Below are 26402 nucleotides of genomic sequence, written 5' to 3'. Positions count from 1 at the left end.
AGGCCCTGGTGGCGTGGTGGCACAGCGCCGATCGGCACTCCCGCCGACCGGCACATGGTCACCACGAGGGAGCACCACCATGGACCGTCGTATCCCTGCCACCGGCTCGGCCGCCGGGCGACGTGGCGAGACGCTGCTTAACGACATCGAGTACCGGTTCCGGCTGATGGGGCAGGGGCCGAGCCCGCTGTCGGTCGATGGCCGCAGTCTCGGCCTTGGCCTGCCCCGCCGGATCATCGCCCTGCCGGAGCTGTCGGCGATCCTGATGCATCCGTCCTGCGGCTATGCCGCCCGGGACGCTGTATGGCGGCTGCTGGTGCAGCACGCCCGCACCGGAGACCCGGCGTGGCGTGCCGGTGCGGTGGGCGTCGCTTTGCCGGGCCTGCGGTTCAAGGCATACCTGCTGGCGAAGCTGTTCACCGGGGATGTGCAGGCCGCCATCGTCGAGCACTTCCTCCGCGCGCTCGGCACGGTCGACCTGGACAGGTCGGGCGTGGTCGGGAACCTGCTGTCCACGGCGTTCTCCAAGGCCCGCACCGAGCTGCGAGGCCTGGAGCCGGCCTCGTCCGGGACGCCGAGCCGCGCCCCGGGGGCCGTGTCGTCGCCGGCCGCGTACGGGCATCCGGATGTCATTCTGGCTCGCGCGGTTGCCGCCGAGGTGATCAGCGCCGACGATGCCGAGCTGATCGGTGCGACATACCTGGAAGACGCCAGCCTCACCGCCTACGCCGAACGGACCGGTGAGCCCCGCTGGAACCTCTACAAGCGGCGGTCTGCTGCCGTCGCCCGGCTCAGGGCCGCGATCGAATCCGGCGCGTTGTCTGATGCATACGCCGAGGTGGTCACCGAGGCCACCTCGGCGGTGGCTCTCGACGCGCCGACGGCCCGTAAGCGCCCGTAAGTACCCGCCTTGAGCTGCGGGTTTCCAATCCGGGGCTCGGATGTGTAATCCCCTGGTGCGGGACTCTTCCGCGTAGGTGACCTTGTTTCCGACCGGACCGCTGACGGCGCTGACACCCGTACGGTCCCTGGCCCACCCGTCGCTTCTGGTGAGGAGGACGGCCGCGCCGGTCGGCACTACAGGTCACCGATGAGCGCGCCGCCCGGTCCCGCGTCTTCGCCAAGCCCACTCGCGCCTACGCCCCGATGCGGGCTGCTCAGGCGTGCGCTCCGGAGGTGCCTAACCATGGAAAGTGCCCGTTTCCCGTGCCCCGAGGCGGCGACCCGTCGCCTCGGGGCCGGCACATACGGCCGATCGATCGTCTGCTGCCTCCGTCCCCGTCCTCTGACGGTGGGTGCGCTGATGCTGTGCGGGGCCGCCGTGGTGACGGTGGCACTGATCTTCACTCCCCACGCGGCGTACGCGGCGCAGCCCGGTCCGGTGCTGGCCGTCGAGTCGATTCAGCAGGTGGCCAACAACATTCGTGTCTGGCTCGTCGGGATCCTGGTTTCCGTCGCCACCCTGTTCCTCACCGTCGGAGGTCTGCGCTACCTGGCCGCGAACGGTGATCCCGGCGAGATCGAGAAGGCGAAGCTCGCGATGCGGTCCGCCGCGATCGGTTACGGCCTCGCGTTGTTGGCACCGCTGTTCGTGACCATCGTCGGTAGGTGGGTGGCCTGATGGCTACCGTCACCGATCCCCTACGCCGCACGGGGCATCCGGCGGTCGTGCTGCTGCTCGGCGTGGTGCTCCTCGCCGGCCTGGCCGTCGCCGGGGCCGGGCCGGCGCACGCCGAGCCGACCCCACCTCCGGCCGTGCCTGCCGCACCACCGACGACGGACGTGCCTGATCCCGGCGTCCGCCCGCCGGGAGTGGCACCGGCTCCGTCCGCAACGCCGGCACCTACGCCCGGCCCGGCTCTCGGGCGGCCGTCGTACGACGACGATCCGGCGTGGTACGACATCGGAGGCCAGGTCCGTACCGCTGTGGTGGACCTGGTGGTGTGGGCGGCGGAGCAGGCCCTCCAGCCAGTGATGGAAGCGCTGGGCAACTCGTGGCTGTCCACCCCAGACCTGACCGCCAACGAACACGTCAAGGCGTTCTGGACGACCAGCCTTATCGCCGCCAACGGCGTCTTCGTCCTGTTCATCGTGGCCAACGGGTTCCTGGTCACGACCCGGGAAACCCTGCAGGCCCGGCATGGCCTCAAGCAGGTCCTACCCCGCATCGCCGTCGGCGTGGTGCTGGCCAACAGCAGCTTGATCATCGGCCAGAAGGCCATCGAGGCGACCAACGCGCTGACGGTGGCCCTCGCGGGCAACAGCGTCGACGGCCCAGCTGCCGCGACCGCGATCCGGCAGATCACCGACGACGCACTACGGGGCCAGGGGTTCCTGATGGTGTTGCTGGTCATCGCGGTGGTCGTGATGTGCCTCCTGCTGGAGTTCACGTTCGTGCTCAGACTGGCCGCGCTGGTCATCCTGCTCGGTATCGCCCCGGCCGCGCTGATCTGCCACACCAGCCCGCTGACCGAGGGCCTGGCCCAGCTGTGGTGGCGCGCATTCCTGGCCTGCCTGGGTCTGCAGCTCGCTCAGGCCGTCGTCGTGATGGCCACCGTCAAGGTGTTCCTCACCCCCACCGGCCCGACCGTGCTGGGCGTCCCCTCCACCGGCAACGGGCTCCTCGGCGTCGTGGTCTGCCTGACCATGTTGTGGCTGCTGATCAAGCTGCCGGGCTGGATGCGGCAGTTCGTACTCGGTCCGCTCGGACAGAGCAACGGCCAAGGGCTGCTCGGACAGATCCTCCGCGCCTTCGTGATGACCAAGACATTGGGTGCGGCGGCCGGCATCCTGGGACGGACGGCACCATCGTCCCCAGCCGCCAGACGAACGCCTCCCCGTCCGCCCGGGAGCCGTCCATCACCCGGTGGCCCTCGTCCGTCCCGTCCGCCGCGCCCGTCCCGTCCGGGGCCGACTCCCCGTCCGCCGTCCCCGGCAGGGCCGGTCGCCTTCAGCCATGCCCCGGTCACGCACACGCCGCTGCCCGCACCGGCCGGGACGAACGCCGCCCCCACCTTCAGCCACCCGGCGGACCCGTCCACCCCGATGGCCGCGCCATCCGGCGTTGTCCCGCCGGTGCGGTTCTCCCACCCGGCATCGCCCCAGTCGAGTCCGCCGTCCCCGGCCCTCCCACCGGCCCGAGTCGCGTTCAGCGACGCCACGACCACCACCGCGCGGCCCGCAGCCAACAGCCCGGCACCGGTGGTGACGTTCTCGTCAGCACCCACGCCGCAGGCTGCGCCGCGCCGGCCACCTGGCCCCGTCACACCGGTGTTCTCCGCCGCCCCGGCGCCCAGCGGCCCACGAGCCTCGGCCCCTCGGACACGGCCCACGGCGGCGCGACGCGTCACCCCAAGCGGCTCGGCCGCCGCCAGTCCGGCCGGCCCGTCCACCGCCCGGCGAGCCTCGTCTGCCGGCCCGCGCCGACCCCGTCCACCAGCCTCGTCCGCAACACCGTCCCCGGACGGGGGCGGCGCAGCGGTCCCCACCCCGTCACGACCGTTCCCGGCGGGCGGTGCGACAGCGGCGGGTACGGGTGCCGTCCGCAGCGAGTCGTCCCCGCCGCCGGCCCGTCCGTCCGCCCCGGCGCGACGCCGGTCATCGAGCCCGAGGAGTGATCAGTGATGAGTCGCCGCGACGAGGAGGCGCCGATGCGGGCTCGGGTGCCCGCAGACATCGACCGGCCAGACCGGATCGCATTCGGCCTGTCCGGACGGCAGTTGGTGATCCTGGCGGTCACGGGCTTGCTGCTTTACGCGGTGTGGACGGCGGTGGCCACGGTGGTGCATCCGCTGGTGTTCCTTGCCGGGGCGACGCCTGTCGCGGCGGGGGCATTCCTCCTCGCGGTGGGCCGCCGTGACGGCATCAGCCTCGACGCCTGGGTCCTCGCCGCGCTGCGGCAGCGCCACGACCCACGTCGCCTCGTGCCGACAGACAGGCCGATCATCCCGGCCCCGGCGTGGGTGACCACCACACGTGGCCCGGGGGACCGGATACCGCTGCCCGCGCCGCTGCGTCTGCCCGCGAGAGGCGTCACCGGCGACGGGTTGATCGATCTCGGCGAGGACGGCACCACTGGTCTGGTGGCCGCGTCGACGGTGGCGTTCGGGCTGCGTACCCCCGCCGAGCAGAACGGTCTGGTGGCCGGGTTCGCCCGGTGGCTGCACAGCCTCGACTGCCCGGTGCAGATCGGTGTCCGGGCGCAGCGGGTCGACCTGACCTACCTCGCTGACCGGTTCCTCACCGCTGCCCCGGGGCTGCCGCATCCCGCGTTGGAGGAGGCCGCCCGCGTGCACGTGGCGTTCCTCGCCGACCTGGCCGGGCAGCGGGAGCTGCTGCACCGGCAGATCACCGTGGCGGTGCGCAGCCGGCGAGGCGCGCACTACGCCGCGCATCAGGCGGCCGAGACGGTCCGCGCGTTGGGCGGCTGCGAGGTCCCCGCCCGCGTGCTCGATGGTCGGGACGTCGTGGCGCGGCTCGCGACCAGCCTCGACCCCACCGCCCCGACCCACATCCCGTATGCCCCATCTGACGGAGGTGACGACCGGTGAGCCTGTTCTCCGCGCTGCTGCCGACGCGGCGGCGTGCCACGCCCGCGTCGGCCACGGTCCTGCCCGGCTCGCCGGACGCTGTCGATGTCGACGGACGCCATGTGCGGGTGGGGGACGGCTACCTGGCGACCCTCGCCGTGGTCGGCTACCCGGCCGAGGTCGGCCCCGGCTGGGCTGAGCCGCTGCTGGCCTATCCGGGCCTGGTCGACGTCACCTTCCATATCGAGCCCGTCCCGCCGGTGGTGGCCGCCGAGCGGCTGCGTAAGCAGCGGGGCCGGTTCGAGTCCTCCCGCCGCCAGGATGCCGCCAAGGGGCGACTCGACGATCCCGACCTCGATGCCGCCGCAGCTGACGCCGCCGAGTTGGCTACCCGGGTTGCCCGAGGTGAGGCCCGCCTGTTCCGTCTCGGCCTGTACCTGACCGTCCACGGCCGCAGCCCGGACGATCTCGCCGACCGGGTGTCGGAGGTGCGGTCCCTGGCCGCGTCGCTGCTGCTGCACACCGCACCGGTCACGTGGCGGCAGTTGCAGGGCTGGATCAGCGGCCTCCCCCTCGCGTACGACGCGCTGGAGATGAAGCGGGTCTTCGACACCGATGCCCTCGCCGCAGCGTTTCCGTTCACCAGCCCCGACCTGCCCGACACCGCCGGGGACACCGGCATGGGGGTGCTGTTCGGGTTGAACCTGCACTCGGCCGGGGTGGTCGTGTGGGACCGGTGGGCGCAGTCCAACTACAACGCCGTCATCCTTGCCCGCTCCGGGGAAGGCAAGTCGTACCTGGCCAAGCTCGACCTGCTGCGCAACCTGTGCCTCGGGGTGGAGGCGTTCGTCATCGACCCTGAGGACGAGTACCTGCGGCTGGCCGATGCGGTCGGCGGGACAGTCGTCCGCCTCGGCGCGGCCGGCGTGACCATCAACCCCCTCGACCTGCCGGCCGGTGACGACGACGCCCTCCACGATCGGGCACGGTTCCTGCAGACCCTTGTCGCGGTCATGGCCAGCGGCGACACCGCTGTCGACGCGCCGTTGCCCGGCGACGAGGCCCGCTCCCTCGACGTGGCGGTGCTGGCCGCCTACCGGGCCAAGGGCATCACCACCGATCCGCAGACCTGGAGACGTCCCGCACCGCTGCTGCGGGACGTGATGGCAACCCTGGACGACACCGATGAGGCCGGCCGGCGGGTCGCCGCCCGCCTGCACCCGTACGTGATGGGCAGCATGAAGGGCCTGTTCGACGGACCGACCACCACCGCCCCCGAGGGGCACCTGGTGGTGTTCGCCCTCAAGGACCTGCCCGAGCAGCTACATGCGGTCGGCACGCTGCTGACCCTGGACACGATCTGGCGCACCGTACGGGGAGCCACCTCCCGTGGCGGTCGCCCGGACGTGCTGCGGATGGTGCTGGTCGACGAGGCGTGGAAGCTGTTGTCCGGCGGCCGTGGCGGCCGTTTCCTGCAGACCCTGGCCAAGTCCGCCCGCAAGTACGGCACCGGCCTGACCGTCGTCACCCAGGACGCCGCCGACGTGCTCGCCACCACCACCGGCCGGGCTGTCGTCTCCAACGCCGCCACGCAGATCCTGCTGCGGCAGGCGCCGCAGGCCATCGACTCCGTGACCGAGGCGTTCGGGCTCACCGACGGCGAGCGGGCGTTCCTGCTGTCCTGCCAGCGGGGAGATGCGCTCCTGTCGGCCGGGTCGGCGCGGGTGGCGTTCCACAGCCACGCCTCGACCACCGAACACGAGCTGATCCTCACCGGCCCGGCCGCCGGATCCCGTCCGTCGCCGACCGACATGTGAGCCCTTCTCGCGCGGAGGTGTCCATGGTTTCCGCCGTCGTTCTGCGTGTGTCGGTGCCGGCTCCTTCCGGTGTGTGCGTGCCCGGCCGTGAGGGGGTGCCCGGGTCGTTCGTCGGTGAGCTGTGGTGTGCCTCCCGGGGCACCGATGCCGCCGACGCCGGATGGCACCTGGTGCGGGATCGGTGGCCGCTGCTCCTCGCCGCCCTGACCGCGCTCGCCGCCGTGCGGTTGGGGTGGGCGGTGTGCCGGCGGCAGGTCTGGCGTCGGCATGCCGCGCGGGCGCGGTGGTTGGAGATCACCCCGCCGGTGACCGCGACTCCGGCCGCGACGGTCGGCCTGTGGCGGCTGCTCGCCACCGTGTTACCCGCCCCGCACCGGTGGGCGTGGCGGCCAGCCCGGATCGTGTGGGAGGTCGCCGCTGACCCGGACGGGCTGCGCTGCGGGCTGTGGCTCCCGCCGGGGGTCAACCCCACTGCGGTGGTGCGGTTGCTGCAACGAGGTTGGCCCGGCGTCCGCGCCGCCCAATGCGTACCTCCGGCGGTGCCGACGGTGGGGGCGGTGGCCGCGCTCGCGGTGCGGCCCACCCGACCGGAGTGGCTGCCGCTGGTCGAGGACACCACCCCGGCGTCCCGGCGGGGGATGGACGTCGCCGCCCCGGAGGACGATCGGCTGCGCGCCGTCTACGGCGGGTTGGTTTCCGCCGGGCGCACCGGCGGCGCGCTGCTGCAGGTCCACCTCGGTCGGGCACCGGCCCACCGGTTGCGGCAGCTCCGCCGGGCGATGACCCATCCGCACCATGCCCGCTATCCCCGAGGGTTCGCCCGCGCCGTCCTTCAGGCGACGCTTGACCTGATCACTCCTGGTCCCGGCATCCGTCGGCAGCCCACCGGTCGGCTGGACCCGTATGCGGCGGAGCTGGCGCGGCAGGCGCGGGTGAAGTTCACTGACGCGCCGCATCTGCTGGTGGCCGTGCAGGCGGTCGCGGTCGGCCCGACCCGGGCTGCCGCGTCGGCTGCCGCCGCCGATGTCAGTTCCGGCTTCGGGCTGCTGTCGCCCCACTTCACCCGCCGTCGGCTCCGGCGCGGCACCCGTGCCGTTGTCGACCGGTGGGTGCCGGCGTCCCGGATGAGCCTGGCCGGCATCGGCGACGCCGCCGCGCTCGCCGGTCTGCCCGCGGAACCCTCCGCCTACGGCCTGCCCGGCGCGGCATCCCGCCGCAGGGCCGCCACCCGCGAGGTCTTCCGCCCCACCGGCCACGCCACGGCCAGCCCCGACACCACACCGTCGGAGACGACCGCCGCCGACGCACCCACCGTCTGGAGCAGCCCATGACCACGACTCGTAAGGAGGGCACCCCGCCCGATTCCCGCCGGCTGCATCTGGTGCCGCGCGAGCAGCGGCACGGCCTGGGCGGCAAGGTCATCGGTGTCGCCAACGCCGGGCCCGCGATGCGGGTCGGGATCTCCCTGACCGACTGCCGCTACCACGTGCACGCCCTCGGCCCGACCGGCACCGGCAAGACGACCCTGCTGATGCGGATGATCCTCGACGATGTCGACGCCGGGCGCGGCGTGGCCGCGTTCGACCCGGCCAAGGGTGACCTGATCCGTGACCTGCTCGCCCGGCTACCCGCGTCGTGTGGTGACCGCCTGGTGCTCATCGACCCCGATGAGCGGGCTGCGCCACCGGCGATCAACCTGCTCGACCCGAGCGTGCACGGCGGTAGCGCCCATGACGTGGCCGCGAACCTGACGGCGGTGATGGCGAAGGTGTGGTCGCGGTGGTGGGGGCACCGCACCGCCGACATCTGCTACCACGGCCTGCTCACCCTCGCCCACTTCGACGACGCCACCCTCGCCCACCTACCCAGGCTGCTGTCGGACGCCTCGTGGCGGACCGACCGGGTAAACGCGGTCGTCAGCAGGTTGAACGCGTGGGAGGGCAACACCCTCGGCGAGTTCTGGGAAGGGTTCAACGACCTGCCCGCCGCACAACGCTCCGGTCTCGTGGCCCCGCTGCTGTCCCGGCTGCGGCTGGTGATGGCGCACCCGATGGCGAACAGCCTGTTCGGCGTACCGGCGACCACGTTCTCCTTCGCCGACATCCTCGACGGTGGTGTCCTGCTGGCCCGGCTACCCAAGGGCATCCTCGGTGAGGACGGCACCCGACTGGTCGGCTCCCTTCTCCTTGCCGGGCTGTGGCAGGCCACCACCGCCCGCGCCCGCATCCCCGAAGAAGACCGCCCGGACGCGATGATCGTGCTCGACGAGTGCCACAACTTCCTGCACCTGCCCATCGGCATCGATGACGCCCTCGCCGAGGCCCGCGGCCTGCACACCTCGTTCGTCCTGGCCCACCAGTACCTCGGGCAGCTGTCGGCGGACATGGTGGCCGCGATCGACGCCAACGCCCGCAACAAGGTGTACTTCGCCCTGGCACCCCGCGACGCCATCGACCAGGCCCGCCACCTGCGCCCGTACCTCGACGACGGCGACCTGATCCGCCTCGGCGGCTACGAGGTCGTCCTGCGACCGGTCGCCGGCGGCCGGGTCCTTCCACCGGTCACCGCCGACACCGAGCCACCACCACCGGCGCAACCCGGCCGCGCGCACGCGTTACGCCGTGCCGCCCGCGACCACACCGGCCTCACCGTCGCCGAGCGGCGGCGACTGCTCGGCGAAGCCGCCACCTCCTGCGCCCGCGTCGAGCCACCCGGGCCCGCCGATCCTGCCGTCACCGACCTGGTCGGCCACAACACGTTCGTCGACCCCGAGCGGTCTAACGAGACCTCCAACGAGCGATCCAACGAGCATTCCAACGACCGTGACCAGCCGGGTGAACACGCCCCCATGAACACGTCGTACGGGCACGTCAACGGCGGTGAGGAGGACTGGTGGACCGGAACCGACTGATAAGAGATATCCCTCCCACCCGCACGTCAGCCACCGGCAGCTCCCGCCTCACGGCGTCCGTCGTGGCTGCCGAACTCGGCCGGCTCACCCCCCGAGACCGGCTCCTGCTCGACCTGCTCGACCAGCACCGGACCTTCACCACCGACCAGCTCGTCGACCTCGCGTTCGGCTCGGTCGGCAGAGCCCGCAACCGCCTCAACACCCTCCACGATCGAGACATCCTCGATCGGTTCCGCCACTACCAGCGGCCCGGCTCGCAAGCGTGGAGGTGGACCCTCGGCCCGGTGGGCGCGGCCCTGCTCGCCGCCGGACGAGGCGGGCCGTTGCCCCGCCCCGCCGCTGTACGCGACGCCACCGCCCGACTCGCCATGTCCCCGACCCTGGCGCACCTGCTCACGGTGAACGGGTTCTTCGTCGCGCTCACCGCCCATGCCCGCGCACACCCCGGCGCGCGGTTGGTGCGGTGGTGGAACGAGGCGCGTTGCCGGGAGGCGTGCGGCAACCTGGTCCGCCCGGACGGACACGGCGTGTGGGCGGACCACGGCGCGGTGGTGCCGTTCTGGGTCGAGGTCGATCTCGGCACCGAGTCCCTGAGCCGGGTTGTGGGCAAGCTGGGCGGCTACGCCGCGCTGCCGCCCCGCCGTGCGTATCCGGTGCTGTTCTGGCTGCCCACCGCCGCCCGTGAGGCCAACCTGCACGCCCACCTGCGCCGGGTCGGGCTACCCGACGGGGTGAGCGTCGCCACCGCCACCGCCACCGCCGACCCCCGGGGCCCGGCGGGGCCGGTCTGGCGGGTGGCGGGCCGCCGTGACCGGGTGAGCCTGGCCGAGCTGCCCGCACCGATCACCGACGGTGTGCCGTGGGACGGGTAGCCGTGGCGATCGCGGTGGGACTCGCCGGGGCATTGCTGCTGGTCGCCGCCGCCACCGCCGGAGTCGTCTCGTCGGTGTTCGGCGGCGGGGGTGGAGGCGGTTGCGTTGGGGTGGCGCGACGGGCGGCGTACCCGGACGCCACACACGAGACGCGGGCGACAACGACCGGTGCGATGTCGCCTGTCTGCGCGGAGGTGCCGGTCGGCGGGTGGACTCGTCCGGTGGTGGGGGAGGCGGGCTCCGGTTTCCGTACTGGTGACCGGCCCGGCCACGACGGGGTCGACATCATGGCGGCGAGAGGGACGGTTGTCCGGGCAGCGTCGGGCGGTGTCGTCGTGCGGGTGCGCTGCAACGTCGGCGGTGACTCGTGGGAACCCACCGGTGAACCGATGCCGTGCGACAGCGACGGATACCCCGGCCTCGGTGGGTGCGGCTGGTATGCGGAGATCCGCCATCCGGGCGACGTGGTGACGCGTTACTGCCACCTGATCCGACAGCCGGCCGTGACGGTAGGCGAGCCGGTGACGGCGGGACAGCCGATCGGCTACGTCGGCAGCTCCGGAAACTCCTCCGGCCCGCACCTGCATTACGAGGCCCACGAAGGTTATCCCGCCACCGAGGACAATGCCGTTGACCCTATTCCGCTTATGCGACGCAAAGGGGTGCCCCTGTAAAGCGGCGAAGTGATTTTCCGCACCATACGAAAGTGTCCACGACGGCCGCCGTCCGCCGCGCATTCCGGCCACGGGTACGGGGAGTGTCGGCGACAGTGGGGAGGCTGCCGACCCGCCCTGCCGACGTGTCACCGCCGCCCCTGTGCAGCAGTCGGGGGTGGCGCGGCAGGGGGCGTGGCGGCGATGTGAGGGCCGTCAAATGGCATTGCGGGGCGTGGTGACGGATTCCCGAATGGAGCGCGACGCGAACCATTTAAAGAGTCTTGGTGGGTGGGGTTGACAACTATCGGGCGTCGAGCGTCCATGGACGTGGGCAACAAAAACCGCCCCAGCGAAACCGCAGAAAAGGATGCGCGCCGCGCATGCGGAATCGCTATTGTCGACCCCTTTTTGTGGAGGTGTTCTGCCATGACCGCAAACATCAGTCTCACCCCCGGCACCAACGAGGCCCGGTCCGCCGTCGCCGAGGAGTTGCGTCGCCACCCGGGCGTCACCGCCCGTAAGTTGGCCGGACAGGGGAACCTGCCGCTGTCGGTGGTGACCGAGGCGCTCGCGGCCATGGAGGCCGCTGGTACCGCCGCCTGTACCTCCGACCCGGCCAAGGGCAACCGTAAGAGCGCTGACGTCTGGCACCTCGTTCCCGACGCCCCGGCGGCCGAGGACGCGTCGCCGGACACCGCACCCGAGCAGGAGGCCCCGGACACGACGCCGGATGCGGCCATCGAGCCCGCCGCCCTCACCGACGACGCTGCGGCGGCCGATGACGCGACGTCCGACCCGACCGACGCGCCGTCGCCCACCGGTGACGTCCCGGCGGCTGACGCGGTGACCACGCCCGATGCGGCTGTCACCGACGACGCCCCGACCGACGGCGATGCGCCGACGCCCACGAGCGACGCCCCGACGGCTGACCCGACGCTGCCGGAGGCTCCGGTGTCCGGGGTGCCCGCCCCGGTATCCGGCGTGCCCGTGTCCGGGGCACCGGTCGGGGCGCAGCCCGACCTCAAAGTGCTGATCATGGCGGGGGTGCTCGGTGGGCACCCGGACGGCATTATGGCCGACGCGGCGATCAACGAGAGCGGCCTGTCGGTGGCGATGGGTGACACGATCCTCGCTGCGATGGAGGTTGCCGGGGCTGCCCGTCGCCTGCCGGTCACCGAGGACGGTGATGAGCTGTGGGTGATCGGCGAGGGTGACCTCGCCACGGTGGACCCGGCCAACGCCCCGACGCACTCCACGTGCCCGACGTGCGGGCACGCCCGCAAGATTCGTCGCCCGTCCGCGCGGCGGGTGGCCGGCACCGGTCGTGGAACGGGTGAGGTCAACAGCGACGGGTCGGCAAAGCTGGGCAAGAACGAGTTGCGTAACCGGGTCGAGGCGTTCATGCGTGACCTCGGTCCCGGCCACGATGTCACCCCCGGCACCGTCGCCCGGGAGATCGGCGGACGGAGCCCCGGGGCGGTCCGCAACGGCATGGACAAGCTGACCGGGTTCGGGGTGCTGGTCCTGACGCGTGAGGCCCCGGAAACCTACGCCCTCGCGGACAACCCGCCCGCCCCGACCGCCGAGGTTCGCGCATTCATGGCCGCGCCCCAGAGCGACACCACCCCGCCCGCCGGTGACGAGACCAGCGCCGACGAGGCCGCCACCGACGAGGCCGCCGCCGTGCCGGTGGCGGCCTGACCTACCGCCCCGCCGGGGCCGGGCACCACGCCCGGCCCCGGCACCCGCACGCCCACCCACCAGCGCCACGGAAGGAACAGACCATGACCACCCCCGACGACCACCCCCACGGCCTGATGCACGCGCCGGGGTCGCTGCGCTGCCCCGAATGCGGGGAACCGGCCCGGACCGTGCCGCCGCGTGACTGGCCCCTCGACGGGTTCGCCTCACGCCCGGCTACGTCCCACCACGACGGCACCCCGCTATGCCCGGTGCCCGGCCCGAACGGGTCGCGACCGGCGGACCCGATCGGCGTCCCGGCACGGCTGACCGTGTGGCAGGCCGTACGGCAATCGTGGCTCATCCACCCTGACTGGACCATCGCCGATCACCTCGGGTGGCTCGATGACGAGGACTACGACACCGGCAGCCTGGCCGGCGACCCGGCGGAGGTGGTCGAGCGGTGGCTGGCCGAGCACCGCCGTGCCGCCCCGGTGGCCCCACCCGCCGATGACCCTCGCGTCTACGTGGTGGCCGGGGGCGACATGGTGGCCGTGTTCGACTCGGCCGACGAGGCCGACATCATGGCCGTGACGATGACCGCCGCGCACCTCGAACCGGTAAGCCGGTGTCTGACCGAGGCGCAATGGGAACAGGCACACGCCGTACTGCGGGCGCAGCTACCGCACGTCACCGTGACCGATGCCCGGCCCACCCGCGCGAACGGTGCCCCGTGACCGGCCCGGCCGTCGATCGGCCCGGCATCCCGCCCTCGCTGGCCGCGCGTCCTCACGACGCGCGGCGCGGCCTGCCCATCCCGCCGGTCAACATCCACCCGGACTCGACGGGCGGAGGGTCGCATGTGGACTTCACCATGATCAACACCACCGTCTCGACCCGCCTCGCGGTCGAACGGCGGTGCTCGTTGTGCGGTGAGTCGATGGGCTATTGGGTGGCGTTTCTCGGCGGTCCCCGGGCGGCGGAGCTGATGCGTTACGCGGACCCGCCGGGGCACCCCGAGTGCATGACCGCCGCCCTGTCGCTGTGCCCGCACCTCGCGCTCGGTCGGCACCGCCGCGCCCGTGCCGACCGGCCCGGGGCGGGCATCATCCCGCCGGGGTCGCACGGTGACAAACCCGACCGGTACCTGCTGGGCACCACCCGCGCGTATCGAACCCGGTTCATCCCCGAACACGGGTTCACCGTGTACCTACCGGCCCCGTTCAAGACCGTGCACACCTACGTGTATGGGCCGGACGGGCGGCTACGCCCGGCCACCGACACCCGGTAGGCCACGCCCGGCGGCAGGCGTCAGATTCGCCGCAGAAACCTCCATCGACTCGAACCGATCGCCTTGATCGACACGTGGAGGTAGGAAACATTGATATTGACGGCGCGGCCGGGGTTGCCACCCCGGCCCGCCGCCCACCCGAACACCACACGACAGGGAAGGGGTGCCACCGTGGCACACGAACTGGAAACCCTCGCCAACGGCCAGACGGCCTTCGCCTCCGCGCGGCTGACCGCCTGGCACCAACTCGGCACCGTCACCGATGCCTGCATGACCGCGCAGGAGGTCATGAGCAAGGCGTGGCTCGGCGGCTGGGAGGTCCGCAAGATCGCCCTTCAGGGCATCGAGGTCACCGAGCGCGGGGTGACGAAGGTCGACTGCCCCGACAAGTACATGACCGTGCGCACCAACCCGGCCACCGGGCAGACCGAGTACCTCGGGGTGGTCGGCGAGGACTACTCGGTGGTGCAGAACGAGCAGGTCGCCGAAACCCTCAACCTCCTGGTCGACGCCTCCGGTGCGCACTTCGAGACCGCCGGCTCGATGCGGAAGGGCCGGTCGGTGTTCGTGACCATGAAGCTGCCGACGGCGATGCGCATTGCCGGGGTGGACGACATGGACCTGTACCTCGCGGCGACCACCTCCCACGACGGCACCGCCTCGTTGCGCCTCGACGCGACCCCGGTGCGGATCGTGTGCGCGAACACCCAGGCCCTCGCCTACCAGCGGTCGCGCAGCTCGTACACGTTCCGGCACACCTCGAACGTGACCAGCAAGATCTCCGAGGCGCGGCAGGCTCTCGGGCTGATGTGGACGGCGTTCGACGCATTCGAGGCCGAAGCCGAGAAGATGATCAACGAGTCGTTGACGATGGGCGAGTTCGAGAAGATCGTCGCGCAGGTGTGGCCCCTCGCCGACGACGCCTCCGACACGGCGCGCAACAACGCGAAGCAGCGCACCGCGACGCTGCGCTACCTCATCCGCGACGCGGACACGCAGAAGGCGATCAAGGGCACCCGGTGGGCCGGCTACCAGGCCATCACCGAGTACGTGGACCACTTCGCCCCCGCCAAGACCAACCTCGTCCGGGCGAGCCGGGCGCTGACCGGTGCCGGAGCGGACCTCAAGGCCCGCGCGTTCGAGCTGTTGGCGGTCTGAGGTGGGCCGGCATTGGGGCCGGCGCGGGAACACCCCGCCCGGCTCCGGTACCGGCGTGCACCCCGCCGCCGATACCGCCCCCACCCCGCCTGCCTCGACGCCCCCGCCTCCACCGGAGTCTCCCGTGACGACGCTGCCGACGTCGGAACACACCGCCGGGGCCATGATCGCGCTGGCCAACCGGGTGTGCGCGAACTTCGCGGCGGCCGAGGTCGCCCGCGCGCTCGCCGAACACTCCACTAGTCAGGCCGAACACGCCACCCTCACCGCTCGCGCGGAGCACTGGGAAAGCCTTGTCAACGAGCAGTGGAACGCGTTGTGCGGGGCGATCTGGGCGACGGCACCCGGTGGTGCGCAGGTCGAGCGGTTCCTCCCGGTCCGGCCGTTGACCACCGGTCATGTTGAGCTGCGAGTCCACGACACCCACGCCCGCCGCCTCGTCGTCCTGCTCACCGGTGCGCAGGCCCTCGCCGTGGGCGCGCACCTGACCGCGTACGGAGCGGTCAGCCTCGACCGCATCGGCCAGAAACTCGACCCCGGCCTGCCCCACGTGAAGGCCGCCCCGCCGTTCCCCACCGAGGGGACCACCTGGCCACCGACCACGCCCGGCGGTGCCGACGGCGCACCGGCCGCCCAACCCTGACCGCCGCGACGGGAGCCGCGCGACCCGGTCCCACCCCGGGCCGCGCGGCAACCCCGAGAACGGCCATCCCACCAGCAGGCACCCCTGAACGGAGTCCTGATGTACCGGTCTCTGGAGTACGGCGACACCGCCCGGGTGGTCAACCCGGCCGACCCGGTCGAGTACCGCCTCGGCACCGTCACCGATGTTCGCTATTCCACCCCGCACACCACCTACGCCCGCAGCTACACCCTGCGCTTTCCCACCGGTGACGAGCGCACCTACCCGGCGGAGAACGTCAGGCGGGCCACCCGCGACGACGACCGCGCCGCCCTGGAGGCCGCCCTCACCTCCGCGTGCGTGGCGGTGCGCGAGGCCTGCCGTATCGCCCACGACTACGACGCCGACCTCAGCACCGGCACGGCGAGCCTGCTGCGACGCCTGGTCGACCTCGCGACCCTGCGCCTCGGCCTGACCCTCGGCCCCGCCCACCCCACCCCACCGCAGCCCACCCACAACCAGGACGGAGGCAACCAGTAATGCCACCGCACTCCCCGCACCACGAGGAATCCGCCCGACTCCCCGAGGCGGTAGTAGTCAGCGCGAGTGTGGCGCCGGTCCCGGAGCCGTTCTACTGCCGCCGTTGCCGTCGCGCGCTCAACGTCCGCCTCAACAACCGGGGCCTGATCGTCGAGTACCTGCACGCGGCCGAGCAGCGCGGCCAGCCCAGCGACCACCGCCCCGAGCCCGCACCCCTCACCGAGATCCCCGATCCGATCATCGACTGCGACTTCTGCTCCGCACCCGACGCGGCCTGGATCTATCGGTGCGCCAACCAGATCACCGACGCCCGCCGAGTCACCGCACAGGTCATCGCCGTAGGCGACTACCAGACGCGACACCACGCGGCACGGGTACGCCGCACCGACGCCGAGCACGCCTTCACCCAGGCATGGGGCGAAGGATGGTCGGCGTGCGACGGGTGCGCCGACCTCATCGAGGCCCGGGACCTGTACGGCCTGATCGGCCGGGTGGTCGAGGCCCTGCCCGCGAAGCTCACCCGAGGCAAACACCTCATGCGCACCCGGGGCCAACTCCACGAACGGTATTCCGACGTGTTCGCAACCCTCGTCCCCGGCCGAGGACGGATCGCGCCTGGCCAACCGCTCGGCATCTGGACCCATCCGACGGGGGAGGCATCATGACCGACGCCACGGGGACGCACGGGTGGCGCGTGCTCACCCACGCGAAGGCCCGCCGCCGGGTCGGGCCGGTGTGCGGGGCGGAGCCCGTGCAGGTGGGCCGAATCACCGAGGACCCGCACCTGGTCACCTGCCCCGACTGCGAAGGGCTGGCCGACATCGACGCGCTCCCCGACGACGCCACCGCAGGTGACCCCCGTGTCATCGAGTTGCTGCGCGAGGCGAAGGGCGGCGCGTGCCGCAAGATCGACGGGGTGCTGGTGGACGCGACCACCGCCGCCGCGATCCTGACCGTGTACGACGCGCTCAAGCCCGCCACCCGCGCGAAACTGGCCGCGCTGCGCATCGACCGCATGGCGCAGGTGGCCTGGAAGGTGCTACGCCCACGCACGTGACCGGGTGGGAACGGTGACCGGCGGGCGGACCCGGAAGTGCGGGCACCGCCCGACCGGTCATCTCGCCCGCTGCGGGGCCGCTGAGCACACGGCCGCCCATCGAGCCAGGACGTACCCGAGCCTCCGGCCGAGCCACCGCCACCTCGACCATGCGAGCGGCAGCCGCTGGCCGGAGAGGAAGATGAACGGCGTGGCACGACAGGTCATCGACGGACGGACCGCCCTCGACCGGGCCGGAGTCGCCGCGCACACCGGCGCGGCCTACTCCACCGTCATCCACTGGCGCAGCCACCGCGCCCGCTTCGGCTTCCCCGAAGGCTTCGCCCACGACGGCCGGGAGTGGTTCTGGCTCGACGACATCGAGGCGTTCCACACCGCCCACCTGAGAGCGAAACGCGCTGAGCTGACGAAGGTCGACCGCCGCGGTGACCCGGAGGATCTCCTCGGCTCGGGCGCAGCGGCGAGGGTCCTCGGCTACGGCTCGTACCGCAACCTGCCCGACACCCTGCTCCACCATCCCGACCGGGTCGAGACGCTGCCCGACGGACGGGTCCGCCGCCTGTGGTTCCGCCGCACCGTGTGGGCCGTCGCCGACGCCCGCACCGGCCGGCAGTCCACCGGCCGACCCATCGGCGCGACCGGTGCCCGCCAGCCGCACCCGTACGCCGACGACCCTCGCCTCCAGGCCGCCGTCACGCTCCTCGCCGAGGCCGACGCCGCCGGGCAGGACCGGCGAGGGCTCGGCGTGATCCTTGCTCAACAACTCGGCATCACCCCGCGCACCGCGCAACGACTCCTCGCCGCTGCCGCCGACGTGTTCCTGCCGACTCAGTCTTCGTCGTCGTCCGCGACGGTCCGAGGCGTCGGCGCCTCGATCAGGTAGCGCAGCGCGCCGTTGACGTCGGTGTCTCGACTGGCTGCAGTGCGCGCCAACACGTCGTACACGTCAGCGTCGACCTCAACGGTGCGGCGCGTGGGTGGATGGTCGGTCATCTCTGGTGCCTCCTGACGGTGTTCGGCACGGCAGCCCGGCCGGGCAGCCATGCCTATCCACGTCGACCTCCACGCCCCGATCAAGACCGCCGGTCAGGGCGAACCGGGGCCGGGGACACCGGCCTCTGCGCGAGCGAAGCCACGAGGTGAGGCTCACTGGCTGCGGACGGCGAACGGGAACCGACGGCCGACGAGGTCTTCGGCCGGATGGCGGCGAGAAGTTCCGACACCCCGCTGTTGCGGAGGGAATGGCCGTTGCGGCGTAACCGGCGCGCGAGGGCATCACGGCTGACCGTGTGGCCTTCGCGGATCAGCTCGTCGCGGGCAGTACGAGCGGCGGGCAACAGCGGCACGAGATCCGCAGACAGGCCCACGTCATCGTCCGCATCGATCTCCCCGACGGAGACTCCATTCGCAGGCCGCCCACTGTCCCGATCATTCTGGAGCCGGGGGCCCTCCGAGCTGTGGGTGGCCGGGCGCTGCTCGGGGACGGGTATGACCTCTGGGCGCGACCGATCGACATCGTCGTCATGGCATTCGAGTGCGGGATTCGGGTGGGTTGGTGCGGCGTGATCGGGAACCGGCGGCTGCGCTGTTGCGGTGGGGGCGGTGGTGGGTGTGGGTGTGGGCGTCGCTGTGGCGGGTGCCGGTCGGGGGTTCTCGGATTCGCGCCGGCGGGCGGAGAGTTCCACCAGGGAAACCGAGGCGACGATGATGAGCCCGTCGACGGAGAGCGGCAGGAGGTAGGGCACGGTGCCGGTCTCGCCGTAGCGGGCGACGACTCCGACCATGTGGTGGTAGCTGATCCAGGCAGCGATGGCGGCGATGGTCGAGGCGGCGATGACCCGGATCGCACCGAGCGCCCGCTGGTGCACGGGGATGCGAGTGACCAGCTCGACGGTGATCAGCAGGGCCAGAGGGGGCCATGCCGCGATGGCCTGCGCAATCGGGTTTGCCTGCGCGTGCAGGATGTTCGCGGTGACCGACGCTGCCACCCCCAGAGTCAGGGTGGCGCGCACCGCCCACTGCATCCGACGCAGCCGGGTCTCGGTCACGACGCCCTCCCCGCCCTGGAAGCGGCGGATAGGAGCTGGCGTTCGGCGACGCGGCGGGTGGCCTGCGACGGTTCGGCGTCGACCAGATCGGCGAGGCGTTCCTCCAGACGGCGCAGGGTGCGCCGGACGGCGTCGGGGCGTTGCTGCCGACCGTGGATCCGCATGATCCGCTGGTACAACTCCTCGTTGACCGGGTCCAGGTCGGTGGCACGTTCGAGGGCGGCCACCGCGCGGTCGGGATGGTCGGGTTCGAGGAACTCGGCGATGCGGGCGTAGGCGGTGAGGATCTGATGGCGGTAGCTGGTGGCGTAGTCGACGGCCCACGGGTAATCGTGGCCTTCGGCGAAGTCACCCGCGTACAGGTCGGTCGCGCGGCGTAGCGCGGCGAGCGTCTCGTCGTCGTTGTCGCTGGTGGTGGCGTGGTTGATGGCGGTGAGCATGTGCCAGAGGTCCACGGTGACGGTCTGCGGGTCGAGGTGGTACCGGCCGGAGGCGGGGTCGAAGACGATGAACATGTGCTCCTCGTGGCCGCTCGCGGTACGCAGGACACGGCGGGCGGTGGTGATGTCGGTCCGGACGCGCTTGACGGCGGAGGCGGGGTCCACGTCGGGGTGCAGGTCGGCGGTGAGCTGGTGGAGAGTGCGGCCGGCGGGTTGGGCGGCGAGGACGGCGAGGACCGTGTAGGAGCCGCTGCGCATCCCGGTGGTCACCGGGCCCGCGGCGGTGGTGACGGTGACCGGGCCGAGGACCCGAAGGTGCACCAGAGCTGTCGGGCTCTCTGGCGGGACCGGGCAGGGCTCGACGATCGGCACGCTCGGTGTGCCGGCGGCGGCCGGATCGTCGATGTCGACGCCGGGCTCCGGGCGGGCCTGGGCGTCGGTAAGCATGGCCAGGACGGCGGCCAAGTCCTCTGCGCTCAGAGTGGACATCCGGCTCAGGGGGTGCGGTTGGTCACTGCGGGTGGTGCCGTCGCGGGTGATCTCGACCGTGGCAAGACCGTCGTGGGGGCCGAGGACGATCGGGTGGAGGTCCAGGGCGCTGCGGTGGACGGCGATGGCCTGCACACGGCCCGCGTGCCGAGTGGTCGGTTCGATGAGCAGGACGTACGGCGGCGGGGTCTCGGCGTGGTCACTACGGGCGTGCAGATCGGCGATGGTGGTGGTGTCGAAGGAGTCCAGCAGCCGTCGTCGGCTGGTCATCTCCTCCTCGGCATGGGTGACGGCGGCATCAGTGTCGGCGAGGACGATCAGACGTTCGCCGTCGTATGCGGTGCCGTCGGGGTCCAACCCCACCATCGGGCGGGCTTCGGGCAGGAGCTGCGCCAGGAGGCTGGCGGTCGTGACGACGATCGGGCGGACGGAGGCGGTATCGGCCGCGCCGGTGGTGAGCACTGCGGCGAGGATGGCGCGGGTGGCCGGTACTGCCCCTTTGCCGTGCAGGGCGAGGCCGGAACCGGGGAGGCGGAACAGGCTCACCTCGGTGCCGTTGCCGTCGACTCCGATGGGAGCCGGCACGATGGGGTGAGCGGGCTGTTGGTCGTTGCTGGTGAGGCCGAGGTGGCGGCGGCCGATCGCATCGGCGTGCGCGAGAGACGGCGGCACCGGGGCAGGGTGTGGCGTGGCGCTCGCGGCCGTGGTGAAGGTCAGCCGGGCGTGGCGGCGTCGTTGAAGGCGTAGCAGCATGGCCACGGCGGCGATGGCGGCGGCCAGACCGAGACTGATCCAGCCCCGCAATGGCAGCACGATCCCTGTCTCGTCGTACGGCTCGGTGTGGGGCCGCTCGGGGTGCGCGGCCGATGTCGTGGCGTCGGTCGTCACGGCTGATGTGCTCGGCGCGGTGGTGGGCGGCGTCGAGCGCTGCGGGGCAGGCGACGTTTGAGGGGTAGGTGGTGCAGAGGGACTCGTTTCTGCTTCGGGCGTGGCGGGCCCGGAGTTGCCGGCGGCAGGAGGCTCGGGACGGGGTGGAGCGGGTGCTGATGTGGCCTGGTGGGAGGGGATGGTGAGTTTCCATCCGACGTGGATCGTGTCGGGATTGGTAAGCGCGTAGCCGTTGGCTTGGCGGTGTCCGCGATTGACGGCGTAGATCTCCCGCCAACGGGTCGCGTCACCGAGATGCTCGGCAGCCAGGTCCCACAGGCTGTCTCCGGCAACGACCCGGACCTTCTCGCCCGAGGCGTGAGGTGGGGGATGGGCGCTCGTGCGGTTGAGGACCGGCAGGGAAGCGTGACGTGCGGATTCCGTCGGCAGTGGTGGGGCGGCGGACGCTGTTGTCGAGGTGGTAGTGGCTTCCTGGCGGGGAGGTAAAGGGTCGGCTGGCGGCGGTTGGGTCGGGGCATCGCGGATCGGGGTGGCTGTGTCGGCCGGTGGTGGGTCGGTATCGGCTGCGGTGTGGTCGTGCGCGGCGGCGGGAAGGGCGGCAGCGGTCGTGACGGCGGTAGTACCCAGCAGCGCCGCCGCGAGCGCCTGCAGAGGGCCGGGCAGGTGCGGGGTGAACTGCCACCGCAGGCGAGCGGTGAGGTACCGGTGTGCGTGGTCGGTGCCGGCGGCCATGAGTAGTACCCACAGCGCCCAGGCTCCGGCGTACCCCAGCATGGCGATGAAGCCTGCGGTCAGCGGTTGGTGCACCCACGCCCGAAGCTGGTCCGTAGACAGCACGGGGACGGTGAACCAGCCGACCTGGTAGAGCAGCGCTGGCGGTGCCAACGCGAAGACTGCGGTGACGGTACGTACGGCTGCCGCCGAGACCCGTTTCGCCATGGCCTGCTCTCCCTCCGACGTTGCCGCGGTTGGTGAGACAGACCGTAGGAGCACGATGGGCGACGACGGCGAGTTGAGGACCTTACAGCACCTCACACTTCCTCACACGACCTCACAACCGCAGGTCACGGCGTCGTAGGAGTCAGTACGTCAAGGCGTTGGGGTATCAAGGCAAGGTCCCGGTAAACGTCTCCCTAGATCCACAGCCGGCGCCGCCATCCTTGGGGATGGCGGCGCCGGAATGTAGTGGCGGCGGGCTCTTAGCGGCCGTCCCTGTGGCGACCAAAACGTATCGCGCTGGTGGACTGCCGGCCTTCAAGGTCGACCCTTGACGTGGACTTATAGCTCGGGGCAGGCGCAGGCCAGCTGTTGCAGCTGTGGCTGATCACCACGAAATCGGTGAGGACTGCAGGCCGCCGGCCGAGACCCAATGGTCGGGCCCGTCGGAGGAGTAGCAGTGCCGGCTCGTGAAAGCCCAGCCGGACTCGTCGGTGGTCAGTGAGAACGAGTAGAAGCCCTCCGGTGATACGGAGTCGTGGCAGGTTAGGACGACCTGCGAGTTGGCGGGGAAGCCAGTCAGTGTGATGGCATAACGGAAGCCATGCGGGGCCGGCGGTCCCGGCTCGAGCAGGATCCCTCGGCCTTCGGGCTCATACTGGAAGAGAGGGTCTACGCAGCGCGGTGTCCGGACCTGTCCAGCCACCAGCTCCGACCAGACATATCCGGACCAGTCGAGCCTCGGCCCTTCGGCCACGGTCACCCAAAACCAGCGGGGGGATCCGTTATCGACAGGTGAGGCACTGTCACGCCAGCAGCGCATCAGTACATGGGTTCCACTTGGCAGCCAATCGATAACAGGGCAGCCGTGTGTAGTGTCGTTGGGGTTCGGCAGGCCGGGGCAGGTTCGAAGGTTCGCCCCGCCCGACTCCGGAGAACTGATTACACTTCCCTGATCACTGGGCGTGGCGATGGCGGCGCCAGGGGCAACTAGAGTAGCAGCGAGGCCGAGTGTCGCCAACACGACGATTTTGATGGCTCGCACTTCGTCTCCTCTTGGTCGGTATCGGACACCTAGTAACGGCGGTCGCTCCGAACACGCCTCCGATTGACCCACCCGAATCGATCTTGAAGTCGGGCGATCACGTAGCACTAGTCTCTTGAATTGTGAGCACGGTGGGCCGGTTAATCAACGCCGAAACCCTCCGGGTTGCGGGAATGTGAACTACTTCACGCGCAGGTTTAGGTGAGGAACGATGCGACGTCGCGCCGACGATCTTGATAAACCTGGTGGGCCAGAATGTGAAGGTTATTTTCCGTTCGAGCATCGTGGCCGCACTGTGGCACACTTCGTCCATGAGGGACGTCCATGGGCGACGTCGAGGCCCTGCGCGCTCAGATGGGCTCCCACCGCGGTGCTCCACGCCCGATCGGATCAGCGGCATCCGAGAGGGGCTGGCCGTTCGTATAGACGTGCTCTACGGAAAATGATTTGCGATCATTAACGCGCGCGAGACGTAGAAGGGGAAACCGTTGGTGACAGGAAACAATGCTTCCTTCTTCCAGCGCAAGTCAGTCGCCTCCCTTTTGGCGGCCGTTGGTGCGGTGTCTGGGATTGCGCAATTGATCGGCGGATTCATCAGCGGGAAGCTGCTGATCGTTTGGTCTGCCCTGATCACCCTGGCCCTGGTCTTGATGGCTGTTGGCATTGACGAACTCTGGAAACGGGGTCACATCCAGCGCGCTATCGCCCGGCCTGCTGTATTGGCGACGGCTGTAGCAGCACTTGCCCTTAGTGTTGGCGCGGTAGTCGGTTTTGTGGTCGCCGGGCGCTCAGGCGGACTGAACTCGCTCCCCTCAAGCTCCGCCTCAATGACCAGCGCAAACCAATCCGCCCCCCCAACTCGATCGACCGCCTCCAGCACGCCCTTGCATAGCGGAGCCCTCCTTGAGGAAATCGCTGGCAACCGCCTCGGGTCGCCGATCTACGGCAACAACATGGGACAGCCAGCTCCGGATGGGATCCCGAAGATCCCGATGGGGTCGCGTGTCATGGTAACGTGCAAGGCCGAGAACCTCACCGGGATGAAGTCCGTCACCTACCTCTATAAAATCGCTACAAGTCCATGGGAGGGCCTTTATTCACCATCAGACACATTCCGGAATGGTGACCCGCCGGAGGGTGGCAAAACTGCTTTCGACCCTGCTGTGCCTGACTGCTGAATCGCCCTCATGTGATAATGCCCCTCGGCGACAGCGTCTCTATTCGCTTTCGCGTAGGTTCGGATCCAGCCGCTTAGTTGCGCTGGTCTCGCTTGGCGGGTGCCTCGGCTGCCCTTGGGGCACCTGCAGTGACCCGCTGCCGCTCGTCCCTCGGCGCGGATGGCCGGTTATGGCCCGCGCGAGCATCAGCTATAGGCGTCTGATGTCGGTAAACGAGAAGCGAGGAGAGGACTCGCTGTCGAGCTCAACTTGTGTGAGGGACTGCTGATAGCGGTGCTGGAGCTCGGTGGCGGCTTCCGGCTTACCCGAGGCGATGAGGGCACGACCGGCAAGCCTGTGTAGGTCGGTGTTGTACGGGTCGATGCGGATGCCGTCCTGCAGCAACTGCAGGGCGCGGTGTGGGTCGGGCTCCTTGGCGGCGAGGTTGGCGCACAGGTCGATGACGCGGCGGCGGGTCGCTTCGCGGTGGGGGTCGAGCCAGGGCCAGGTGCGGGTGTTGGCGAGGTCGGCGGGGTAAGCGTCGAGGACGGCCTGCCAGGCTGCCGTGGTGTGGGCGAGCTCGGCGGCGGCTTGGTGGATGGAAGCGTGGAGCTGCCACAGGTCGACGTCGATGTTTGTGGGGTTGAGGTGGTAGCGGTCATCAGCGTGGTCGATGAGGGGTAGGTCAGTTGCGGTTCGGATGGTGCTGCGGAGGTCGCTGAGGGCGGTGTAGAGGCGTCCGGTGAGGGAGTGGCGGGGCAGTCCTGGCCAGATGGCGTCGGTGAGTTGTGCGGTGTCGGCTCCGCTGGAATGGATAGCGAGGTAGACGAGGACTTGAAGCCCGGCGCTGCGACGGATGGCCAGGGGCTCACCGTCGATGAGCAGTTGCGGGTCACCCAGGATGCGCAGATGAAGCCGTTGCCGGGGTGTGGTGGACAGGCGTGAAGGTTCGTGCCGGGCGACCTGTCGTGGCAATGGCAGCTTCGGTGGTCCCGTGTGGGCGAGGGGTGGGCGTCCGCTGGCGGGGTGGGGCGGTGCCGGGCCGGTACTGGCGATGACGGTGAGCAGGTCGGTAGTTGCCGTCCGGTCCAGGACGCACAGCCGTGGGCCCGGCTTGTCGGGGTGGTGTGGGTCGCGCAGGTGACCAGTGGAGTCGGCGTGCCAGTTTGGCCCGTCCGGCCGTTCTCCCAGTACGACGACGAGAGCAGCTGTGGCGGTGCCTGTCTCGGCGAGGTGCTTCAACTGCTGCTCGTTGCCGTCGTGGTCGCTGAGCAGCACGATCTTTCGATGGCCGTGTCCACTCGGCGTCTCACCCTGACTCTGACCAGGGATGGCTGCACCAGCGACAATGTCGGCGGGTTGGAGTGGCTGCGCTGCTTCATCAGCGGTGTCGGCGATCGTTAGTGGTAGGCGTCGCCCGAGCGTCTCCGCAGCTGGTCCGAGAAGGAGGGCCAGCGTTGCCTTGGTGACGATCAACGTCGTCGGGCTGTGGCGTTGTCCGGCCAGGATGGCGGTGACCAGCAGTCCTCGCCCGACGGGCAGTGCGCCCGGTCCGGTAAGACCCACGCCGCCGCCCGGCAGGGCTTCGAGGGAGGCCGTGCTTCCGTCCGACGGCGGTGCGGTGGGGGTATCGGCGAGAGCGGCTTGGACGGCGGTGACGGTGGGCGGTAGTGGGGTGAGGTCGGTGTCGTCGGGGTGGGTGGGGTGGGGTTGGTAGTCGCGGCGGCGGCGTAGCCAGACCAGTGCTGCGGCGGCGGTGACCTGTTCGGCGACGTCCCGGGGCAGCCAACCGCCGGTAACCGTGACCCCGTCCTCGCGTACGGCCTGGTCGCGATGGTCGTCCGGGGCGGTCTCGTCGTGGAATGTGGCGGTGCCTGTTGCTAGAGGCTGTGGCGGTTCCGGCGGGGTGGTGGTGACGGTGTTGGTGGCGACGCCGAAGACGGCCGCACCGGCCATTCCACTGGCCGTCGCCTGTAACGGTGTGGGAAGGGGCATCCGCCGTAGCCACGCCGTGGTCGCGCGGAGGCGGATGATGACCCGGACGGCAACGGTGTAGGCGACGAGCAGCCAGATCAGCCACGCGCCGATGGCGAGTCCGGCGGTGAGGGTTTCCTCGGTCAACGGCTGCTGCAACCAGGCTCGTAACTGGTCCGTGGTGGGCCATCCGCGAAGGGGCGGGCCGATCACTGTCAGGAGCACCGCTGGTGGGCCGACCAGGAACGCCAGGACGAAGATCAGCGACATCAGTTGCCGTGGCCAGCGCATG

General features: G+C 70.9%; 22 protein-coding genes. 19 read left to right on the top strand and 3 right to left on the bottom strand.

All coding sequences use genetic code 11. The features are described from left to right. The first annotated feature begins 79 nt into the window (after positions 1-79). The 18 genes from ACN265_RS25310 to ACN265_RS25225 all read left to right on the top strand — a co-directional run bounded on the left by ACN265_RS25310 (position 80) and on the right by ACN265_RS25225 (position 18016). Positions 80-901, top strand: coding sequence for a hypothetical protein (locus ACN265_RS25310; RefSeq protein ID WP_421410011.1), 822 nt, complete (start codon positions 80-82; stop codon positions 899-901). Positions 902-1186: 285 nt separating this feature from the next. Next, positions 1187-1621, top strand: coding sequence for a pilin (locus tag ACN265_RS25305; RefSeq protein ID WP_421410008.1), 435 nt, complete (start codon positions 1187-1189; stop codon positions 1619-1621). A gap of 308 nt (positions 1622-1929) precedes the next feature. After that, positions 1930-3624: a hypothetical protein gene (locus ACN265_RS25300; protein WP_421411616.1), complete on the top strand. Its 1695-nt coding sequence runs from the start codon at positions 1930-1932 to the stop codon at positions 3622-3624. After that, positions 3624-4550 (top strand): PrgI family protein, encoded by a 927-nt coding sequence (locus ACN265_RS25295; protein WP_421410006.1) that lies wholly within the window; start codon positions 3624-3626, stop codon positions 4548-4550. The genes ACN265_RS25300 and ACN265_RS25295 overlap by 1 nt, the downstream gene beginning before the upstream one ends. Further along, entirely contained in the window at positions 4547-6346 is a 1800-nt protein-coding gene (locus ACN265_RS25290) for a VirB4 family type IV secretion system protein (RefSeq protein WP_421410004.1), read from the top strand. The genes ACN265_RS25295 and ACN265_RS25290 overlap by 4 nt, the downstream gene beginning before the upstream one ends. A gap of 77 nt (positions 6347-6423) precedes the next feature. Continuing rightward, complete coding sequence (locus ACN265_RS25285; protein WP_421410003.1) at positions 6424-7677, top strand: hypothetical protein; 1254 nt, start codon at positions 6424-6426, stop codon at positions 7675-7677. Continuing rightward, positions 7674-9257 (top strand): type IV secretory system conjugative DNA transfer family protein, encoded by a 1584-nt coding sequence (locus ACN265_RS25280; protein WP_421410001.1) that lies wholly within the window; start codon positions 7674-7676, stop codon positions 9255-9257. The genes ACN265_RS25285 and ACN265_RS25280 overlap by 4 nt, the downstream gene beginning before the upstream one ends. Positions 9258-9319: 62 nt before the next feature. Continuing rightward, on the top strand, positions 9320-10129 hold the full coding sequence (locus tag ACN265_RS25275) for a replication-relaxation family protein (protein ID WP_421409998.1): 810 nt from the start codon (positions 9320-9322) through the stop codon (positions 10127-10129). 2 nt (positions 10130-10131) lie between these two features. Then, positions 10132-10803, top strand: coding sequence for a M23 family metallopeptidase (locus ACN265_RS25270; protein ID WP_421409995.1), 672 nt, complete (start codon positions 10132-10134; stop codon positions 10801-10803). A gap of 408 nt (positions 10804-11211) precedes the next feature. Next, on the top strand, positions 11212-12486 hold the full coding sequence (locus ACN265_RS25265) for a hypothetical protein (protein WP_421409994.1): 1275 nt from the start codon (positions 11212-11214) through the stop codon (positions 12484-12486). A gap of 83 nt (positions 12487-12569) precedes the next feature. After that, on the top strand, positions 12570-13202 hold the full coding sequence (locus tag ACN265_RS25260) for a hypothetical protein (protein ID WP_421409992.1): 633 nt from the start codon (positions 12570-12572) through the stop codon (positions 13200-13202). Beyond that, positions 13199-13756: a hypothetical protein gene (locus ACN265_RS25255; protein WP_421409989.1), complete on the top strand. Its 558-nt coding sequence runs from the start codon at positions 13199-13201 to the stop codon at positions 13754-13756. Before ACN265_RS25260 ends, ACN265_RS25255 begins: the two co-directional genes overlap by 4 nt. A gap of 171 nt (positions 13757-13927) precedes the next feature. Beyond that, the gene (locus ACN265_RS25250; RefSeq protein ID WP_421409987.1) at positions 13928-14914 is read left to right on the top strand and encodes a DUF932 domain-containing protein; all 987 of its coding nucleotides are present in this window, start codon (positions 13928-13930) and stop codon (positions 14912-14914) included. A gap of 124 nt (positions 14915-15038) precedes the next feature. After that, entirely contained in the window at positions 15039-15557 is a 519-nt protein-coding gene (locus ACN265_RS25245; protein ID WP_421409984.1) for a hypothetical protein, read from the top strand. A 99-nt stretch (positions 15558-15656) separates the two neighbouring features. After that, entirely contained in the window at positions 15657-16076 is a 420-nt protein-coding gene (locus tag ACN265_RS25240; protein WP_421409981.1) for a hypothetical protein, read from the top strand. Then, on the top strand, positions 16076-16741 hold the full coding sequence (locus ACN265_RS25235) for a hypothetical protein (protein WP_421409979.1): 666 nt from the start codon (positions 16076-16078) through the stop codon (positions 16739-16741). The genes ACN265_RS25240 and ACN265_RS25235 overlap by 1 nt, the downstream gene beginning before the upstream one ends. Further along, positions 16738-17133, top strand: coding sequence for a hypothetical protein (locus tag ACN265_RS25230; RefSeq protein ID WP_421409976.1), 396 nt, complete (start codon positions 16738-16740; stop codon positions 17131-17133). Before ACN265_RS25235 ends, ACN265_RS25230 begins: the two co-directional genes overlap by 4 nt. Positions 17134-17314: 181 nt before the next feature. Next, a complete protein-coding gene (locus ACN265_RS25225; RefSeq protein WP_421409974.1) occupies positions 17315-18016 on the top strand; it encodes a hypothetical protein in 702 nt (233 codons plus the stop codon). A 190-nt stretch (positions 18017-18206) separates the two neighbouring features. Here ACN265_RS25225 and ACN265_RS25220 read toward each other — a convergent pair whose 3' ends face one another. Together ACN265_RS25220 and ACN265_RS25215 are read right to left on the bottom strand one after the other, a co-directional pair. Then, a complete protein-coding gene (locus ACN265_RS25220) occupies positions 18207-19181 on the bottom strand; it encodes a DUF2637 domain-containing protein (protein ID WP_421409972.1) in 975 nt (324 codons plus the stop codon). Then, on the bottom strand, positions 19178-21937 hold the full coding sequence (locus ACN265_RS25215; RefSeq protein ID WP_421409970.1) for a BTAD domain-containing putative transcriptional regulator: 2760 nt from the start codon (positions 21935-21937) through the stop codon (positions 19178-19180). The genes ACN265_RS25220 and ACN265_RS25215 overlap by 4 nt, the downstream gene beginning before the upstream one ends. Positions 21938-23470: 1533 nt before the next feature. On the opposite strand from ACN265_RS25215, the gene ACN265_RS25210 reads away from it, so the two are divergent. Beyond that, positions 23471-24157 (top strand): hypothetical protein, encoded by a 687-nt coding sequence (locus tag ACN265_RS25210; RefSeq protein WP_421409968.1) that lies wholly within the window; start codon positions 23471-23473, stop codon positions 24155-24157. 189 nt (positions 24158-24346) lie between these two features. Here the strand turns inward: ACN265_RS25210 and ACN265_RS25205 are convergent, their stop codons facing one another. Beyond that, positions 24347-26401: a hypothetical protein gene (locus ACN265_RS25205; RefSeq protein WP_421409967.1), complete on the bottom strand. Its 2055-nt coding sequence runs from the start codon at positions 26399-26401 to the stop codon at positions 24347-24349. Position 26402: the final 1 nt, after the last annotated feature.

Origin of the sequence: Micromonospora sp. WMMD730, from assembly GCF_049178955.1 — a bacterium.
Classification (GTDB): domain Bacteria; phylum Actinomycetota; class Actinomycetes; order Mycobacteriales; family Micromonosporaceae; genus Micromonospora; species Micromonospora wenchangensis.
The sequence above is the reverse complement of the archived record's forward strand: the minus strand, read 5'-3'. Positions and strand labels throughout refer to the sequence as shown.